We start from the raw sequence: 6,632 nt of genomic DNA, 5'->3' as shown, positions 1-6,632 counted from the left end.
CCCCGTTTTGGCTGCCAAACCTTATTTTCGGGGGAATATCTAAAGATACAAAAAAGCCAACTAATTCGCAATACATTGTGTATGAATTAGTTGGCTAATTTTATACTATTTACTGAGTGTCCCTAAATAACGTGAGTTTGATGGGTTGTAAATGTTTACGGGAATCGTCGATCTTAATTGTGTTGAAAAAACAAAGATTTACGAATAGAAATCACCATAATTACAAAAAGCAAAGTTATAGAAATATTTTGTATGGGAGATGATTCCTGCATGTTTTTTTGATGTCATGATGGCAAACGCTTAATCCATTATAAACACGTATTATCTTTCTTCAAGCCTGTCAAAGGCAGAAGTCGTGTCATCATGATGCTTTTTCATGACTCGGGATACTGCTACAGGCATTAGCAGTTCTCACAATATGTTCCTGATTATTTTTTCTTTTTAAAATAATAATAGAACCAGTCATATTCTTTTAAAAGCTTCCAATAATAATCATCGGGAGAAACAAAATACTTTTCAAAAGCAGACAATCCCAGTTTGCGTAACTCTTTGAGAGCCCTTACATGGAATATATTAAACAGAAAATCATACTTGCGGTCCCTCTTAATCAATATTCTTGATCTGTTTTTTGCAGTCAACGCCCAGATAAATCTGATTTCTTTAAGTGTCTCATTGTTCAATCCTAATTTATCCAGTGTGTTATTGGAATCAGGCTGACGCAATCTCACCTCTCCGCTTATGCCCATATATTCAATCTTATTTTTGATATCAGGCATAAATATTAAAGGCGTAATCATTGCGTCTTTTCTTTTGCAATTACAAGAAAAAGACGATTCAGTTCCCTCTTTGAGTATACCTTTACAAGACACACACAGATTCCCATACGCAATAGGGTGGGGATATGGTGGATAGACAAAAACTTTCAAGTTTTTCTCATACTTTACCTGTCTGAAAACCACATTCTTCTTTTTCAGATAAGTGTTTACAACTACTTCCCCTGCACTTTTAGGTATCACGTGCTCTATTGTTATATTATCATGAGTCAATCTTCTCATGCAATAGCAACACTTTTCCTGCTGTTCGGCAATCAAAACATCCTGTAATTTATTTTTGTAGGGAGTATTAAGAAATAGAAAATACTTACATTCTTTCCCCTTTTTCCGTTGTCCTTTAATAAAAGCATCTACAATGATGTTCGCCTTTAAAGCAAAACCTTTGTTTTTCTTATTAATGAACTTCATGGAAACAATTATTTAAAAAGTCTGACTCTGGCTAAGATACTTTGTACTACATCAGAGTTCTCTCCAGTTAACTTCTGAATCATTTTTAACGTTTTGTCCGCTTTCTCGTCTTCTCCTGTTTCCACAAAATTAAAATAATCAGATTCCAGCACCTTAATGTCTGCCGGCATATTATTTATTCCCATAGCATCCCGAACAGTAGCGTCATAATTCAGTCCGTACACATTCGGCAACACCTCATTCCAATACTCCTCTTTAAGATGACACATGGATATGATTATATTCTTATTATCTTTCTTAAAGTTAGATATTACCGCGGCCGAATGAGTTGTGACGATAAACTGTATTTCAGGAAATGCTTTCTTAAAACCAGAAAGAACCGTTTTCTCCAGTCCTGGATGGAGATGCAAATCTATTTCATCAATAAGCACTATGCCACTAGGTTCTACCTGACATCCGTTTAAAATGAGGGCGCGCGTGATAATATCAAACGCAATAGAGATAATTCGCTGGTATCCCGCAGGTAACTGGTTTATTGTCAGTTGCTTCCCTGATGAAAAAGTAAAACACACATCTTTCTCATCCCCATGAACCTGAATAGAAATATTCGTCAGCGTATAATCGGGCTCATTTTCCGCCACCAGATTACATAATTTGATAATTCTATCAGAAATAAACGCAATTTCTTTTTGTCTTAGGCTGACATTATTCTCTGTTTGCTTGATGGCATTAATCGTATTTTCCAGTTCCTGATATCGGCTTGAATCCATTTTATCTTGAATTTGCTTAATACATTCTGGGTCGGAAATGAATTGATTGACATCCACCTTCTCTGGCAATCCATTTAAGATATAGATCAGTCTGATTTTGTTCAGAAAAATATTTTGCTGGTCGAAGAGAAGATTCTCCCATTTATTTTTAAACAGTAATTCCCATAATTTAGTACAAGAATATCTGCTGTCCCATTGATAATATCCGAAGTTTTTTAATAAGTCAGACGATTGTTCAAGACTTTTTTTTGCGAAGGGTCCTATACTCCCTTCCATATGAGGAAAGGCATCGGAGAAATAAACAATAATTGGAAGAATAACCTTTCCATTATCTACTTCTTTAATAAACGTTTCATACGCATCATTATACAATGTAGGAGATAAGGCACTATTTGTAGCCCTTTTATAAAGTTTCCATTCTAAAACCTTATCTGAGAAATCAGCTTTGGCTGATATCTCAACATCATCAGCAGTTATACCATTTTTAGTATAAATTTCTAATGGAGATATATTTTTAATCGTCAAGTCAGGATTTCCAGATGACAAATAACGTTGCTTTATTGTTCTATTTTTGGAAAAAATGAAACTTAAAGCATTTACAATGGCAGTTAATAGTGTTGTCTTTCCAGCACCATTCCGGCCAATCAAAACCGTTGTTTCTTCTCCAAACATATCTATGTGATAAGAACTAAAACATCTAAAGTTGCTAATGTTAAGTTCCTTGATTCTGAAAATACTTTTTGCCTCCATATAATTGCTCTTGAATTACATAACTATCTCAAACGTTTTTACTTTGCCATCTTTTCTTTTACAAATTGATACCATGCTCCGAACGTCAAGAGGTGCGATGTTTCGTTATATCTAGTGATTAATTCTTTCAGATATTCAGGTTTGCAAACCTCAGAGGTGTCATCCTTTTCGTACTTCAGATTACGCTCTGCAAGCATTGCTTTCAAATATTTTAAATGAAATCTTGCCTTGTTCCACCTGCGAGGATCAATGGATTCCATATCTTCAGGATTTTCAGTTTTCACATTATAATGATGGAGGTAATCAATCATATTTCTTGCACTGGGATTATCTTTGAACAAGCGCCTATTGCCTAGAAACCATGTCTCCATACACACCTTTTGTTCGAAAATAATAATTTCAAATCCTTGCGGAGACACTTTCCCCCCCTTTCAAATATTTATTTAGTTCTTTTTCTATGGTTGCTCTTGTTTCATTCTCTGTATCAATGCATACAATCAGATAATCATAAGTACTGCCACCCTTAGAATTGATATCGTTTATATCCTTTACAGAGTTGACAATGTGTTTATAAATATTCGGAATTCCAAATCCGCAAAAAATATAGTATGAATCATAAGTCAGATTGCGTGCGTCATCAATCCGATGCATATTCGGTGCAATAATGGAAAGCCATTCGGGATAGACCGTCATTTCAGTCTTTTCTCCCTCTACTACTATATATACATTCATTCTACCCCTATACGATATGCGTTAGTCTGGATAAGCTGCATAAAAGCATCGTGCTTGGAATGTTTTCCAATCTTAAGATCATCAGCTGTAAGAATCTTCAAATTACAGTGGTTACGGGTTACAACCTTCCATTTCTCAAATGGGATGGAATTGATGATGTAAGGGTGATGGCTTGTGATAATCACCTGAATATTTTGGTCTGCATCAAGTATCTGGTCAGCCAGTCGGTCAATGCAGTTAACACCAAGTCCGTTTTCAAATTCATCTATAAGGATAATATCTCCATCTTGCGCAAGGACAAGAAACGTTATTTGAGAGAGGGTACGAAACATACCAGAGGATATGCTATCCTGCATAATCCATGCATCAACACCCTTTTCCTTGATTTTCAAGACAGGATACATCGTGTCGTTAAACAATTGTTCCAATGAAAAATCAATATCTTCAATGTTTTTAAAGATATCAGTAAACAATTTCTTGATTGTTTCGAATTGGGGCAGACGTTGTTTGCGGAGTATGAATAACTTTTCTATAGGGCTAAGAAACGGACTGTTGTGAATATCATTAAGTTCTTTTATTTCGTCTCTTTTCTTGGAAAGGAATGGAGATATCCTTATGCTGTCATTATAATTCACCAACTCGAAAATCTGATGAAATGCATTGAATACAGGTTTGATTTCATCTTCTTCCTTCAATAAGGCAATCACACTTTTTGCGGTGTCGAGTTTTACCGTTCGTTGGTCATTAAGCAAAATCTGATCGTTTTCCCTTTGAATAATCAGATAGTCTCCACGCCGTAACGATTCACAGATAATCGGATATTCTTTCGTATTAGGTTTAAAATAATCAGAATTGTTGTTTGTTGTAGTAAATTTGCCGGTCCATTGATAGGTATTGCCACTGTTTTCAAAAGTTACATCCCATTCAAAACCATTAATTGAACTGCCATTAGCAATGTTTGAAATGTTCTTGATAGCACGCAGGATGAGAGTTTTTCCAACTCCTGATGCACCAACCAGCAAAGTAAGATAGGTGTCAAATACTAAATCTTTGACATTCCATCCTGTAAGGTGGTTTATTATTGTGATTCTTTTGAGCTTCATTATTGAATAATTAAAAGTCTATGATATTGTTGCCGATAAAAGCATTTTCGTCACTGTTGTTTTCTTTAAAATATATAAAGTAAACAATGCTGAACTTATGCTACAGACAAAAATACATATTATATTTTTAATTTAAAAATAAGTTTATGTGTTTTTGACTTAATGAAGATGGCTATCGTATATAAATGATTTGTTTATTGAATGAACTAAAACAAATGGGCGTACCCGAATAAGGTACACCCATTTATCGTTTATAGACTTCCCGAAAGCAAAGCTCCGGCATCCTGTCTGCTATTCGTATTTCGTGTTACGCATATCACCCGTTTCCGCAAAAGCCAGATGCATTTTCAATGCATTCTTCAAACTGAACGGGGTATGATAAGCCTTTCCTTCTGACAGTTTTACATAATCCCATAACAGCTCCTTGTAATCCGGATGCGCACAGTTCTCAATGATGCAGGCAGCACGCTCTTTAGGCGATTTGCCTCTCAGGTCTGCCACGCCCTGTTCGGTAACCAGCACCCTCACGTCATGCTCTGTGCTGTCGACATGTGACACCTGCGGAACGATGGATGAAATCAAGCCATCCTTCGCTGTGGAAGGAGTGGTGAAGATAGACAGGAAAGCATTGCGTGAGAAATCCGCTGACCCCCCGATTCCGTTCATCATCTTGCTTCCCATTACGTGCGTACTGTTTACATTACCGAAGATATCCGCTTCCAAAGCCGTATTCACGGCAATGATCCCCAAACGTCTCACCATTTCCGGATGATTGGTAATCTCCTGCGGCCTCAGTAAAATCCTTTCTTTGAAGAAATCCAGGTTCTCATACATCATATCCAGCTTATCCTCCGATAGCGTAAGCGAACTTCCCGTAGCAAAACTGATTCGTTCCTTCATCATCAGGTCAATCACCGAATTCTGTATCACCTCCGTAAACATTGAAAATGCCGGTAAGTGCGTATCCTCTCCCAAAGCTCCCAGCACCGCATTCGCCACGTTTCCTACACCCGACTGCAACGGCAGAAACTCCTTTGGAATTCCCCCTTTGCGCCATTCATTCAGCAGGAATGCAGCTACGTTATTTCCGATTCGCTGTGTCGTTTCGTTCAGCGGCGTGAAAGGAGCAATCCGGTCCTTCACCTCACTTTCCACTACCGCCACAATCTTCTTCGGATCCACTTTCAGCGTGCAGCTGCCCACACGGTCATTTACCCTGTAGATTGGAATCTCTTTCCGGTACGGCGGGTTATCCAGCAGGAAGATATCGTGCATCCCCTTCAGCTTGCCCTTATGTATCCGGTTCAGTTCCACAATCACCCTGTCCGCCTGTTGCACCAGAGTAGGGGAGATACCCACCGAAGTAGACAGTGTGATTTCTCCTTCCGGAGTGATGTCTGAGGCCTCGATGATTGCCACATCTATTTTAGGCAAGAAACCATACCTCACGTCCTGACCTATGTGAGACAGGTGCAGGTCGAAATATGCCACTTTCCCGCTGTTGATGCTGTTTCGCATATCCTTGTCCGACTGGAACGGTGTACGCATAAACACCGCATCCGCCTGAGCCAATGCTCCGTCTATTAAACTTCCGGCAGCTCCGCCGGTAATCAGTCCCACTTTGAATTCCTTCCCTTCCGAATGCAACTCCCTGGCATATTCCGCCAATGCCATGGGAACTAATTTAGGTGTACCTACTGAAGAAAAGCCTCCGATACCCAGTACTTCTTTGTCTTTGATCAGTCGTGCAGCCTCTTGGGCAGACAGTAATGGAAAATTCATCTCCTTTATCTAATTATTATTTGAAAAATATTCTATAATATTTCAGCTTATCTTTGCCTTGGAAAATGTTTGATGAGACAAAAATACCAATTTATAATGCTTTGTTATAGAATAAGTTAATTGTATTGTAAGTTTCCAATTTTAGGGTGTCCCCTTTTAGACGGGCGCCAGCAGGCACCCGTCTAAAAAAGAGTCCACAAATTTAACGATTATTATTTGCATATTGTCATGGGAAGAAGGTTTTCGTAATCCGT

6 protein-coding genes are annotated in these 6,632 nt (G+C 38.1%); all 6 read right to left on the bottom strand.

The features are described 5' to 3' along the window. Positions 1-428: 428 nt before the first annotated feature. Positions 429-1,241 (bottom strand): HNH endonuclease, encoded by an 813-nt coding sequence (locus tag H3001_RS18375; RefSeq protein ID WP_181215702.1) that lies wholly within the window; start codon positions 1,239-1,241, stop codon positions 429-431. Between the two features lie 8 nt (positions 1,242-1,249). Next, the gene (locus H3001_RS18370) at positions 1,250-2,761 is read right to left on the bottom strand and encodes an AAA family ATPase (RefSeq protein WP_181215701.1); all 1,512 of its coding nucleotides are present in this window, start codon (positions 2,759-2,761) and stop codon (positions 1,250-1,252) included. 38 nt (positions 2,762-2,799) lie between these two features. Then, complete coding sequence (locus H3001_RS18365; RefSeq protein ID WP_181215700.1) at positions 2,800-3,132, bottom strand: hypothetical protein; 333 nt, start codon at positions 3,130-3,132, stop codon at positions 2,800-2,802. Positions 3,133-3,160: 28 nt separating this feature from the next. Then, positions 3,161-3,493, bottom strand: coding sequence for a hypothetical protein (locus H3001_RS18360; protein ID WP_181215699.1), 333 nt, complete (start codon positions 3,491-3,493; stop codon positions 3,161-3,163). After that, positions 3,490-4,596 (bottom strand): AAA family ATPase, encoded by a 1,107-nt coding sequence (locus tag H3001_RS18355; protein WP_181215698.1) that lies wholly within the window; start codon positions 4,594-4,596, stop codon positions 3,490-3,492. The genes H3001_RS18360 and H3001_RS18355 overlap by 4 nt, the downstream gene beginning before the upstream one ends. Before the next feature lie 291 nt (positions 4,597-4,887). Continuing rightward, entirely contained in the window at positions 4,888-6,378 is a 1,491-nt protein-coding gene (locus H3001_RS18350) for a succinate CoA transferase (RefSeq protein ID WP_181215697.1), read from the bottom strand. Positions 6,379-6,632 lie beyond the last annotated feature (254 nt).

Source organism: Phocaeicola faecicola (assembly GCF_013618865.1).
In the GTDB taxonomy this organism is placed as follows: Bacteria; Bacteroidota; Bacteroidia; order Bacteroidales; family Bacteroidaceae; genus Phocaeicola; species Phocaeicola faecicola.
Note: the sequence above shows the minus strand (reverse complement) of the source record. Positions and strands in the feature narration are given on the sequence as shown.

Coding starts and splice junctions, on each gene's coding strand:
- H3001_RS18375 (WP_181215702.1), bottom strand. CDS start 1,241: ATGAAGTTCATTAATAAGAAAAACAAAGGTTTTGCTTTAAAGGCGAAC.
- H3001_RS18370 (WP_181215701.1), bottom strand. CDS start 2,761: ATGGAGGCAAAAAGTATTTTCAGAATCAAGGAACTTAACATTAGCAAC.
- H3001_RS18365 (WP_181215700.1), bottom strand. CDS start 3,132: ATGGAGACATGGTTTCTAGGCAATAGGCGCTTGTTCAAAGATAATCCC.
- H3001_RS18360 (WP_181215699.1), bottom strand. CDS start 3,493: ATGAATGTATATATAGTAGTAGAGGGAGAAAAGACTGAAATGACGGTC.
- H3001_RS18355 (WP_181215698.1), bottom strand. CDS start 4,596: ATGAAGCTCAAAAGAATCACAATAATAAACCACCTTACAGGATGGAAT.
- H3001_RS18350 (WP_181215697.1), bottom strand. CDS start 6,378: ATGAATTTTCCATTACTGTCTGCCCAAGAGGCTGCACGACTGATCAAA.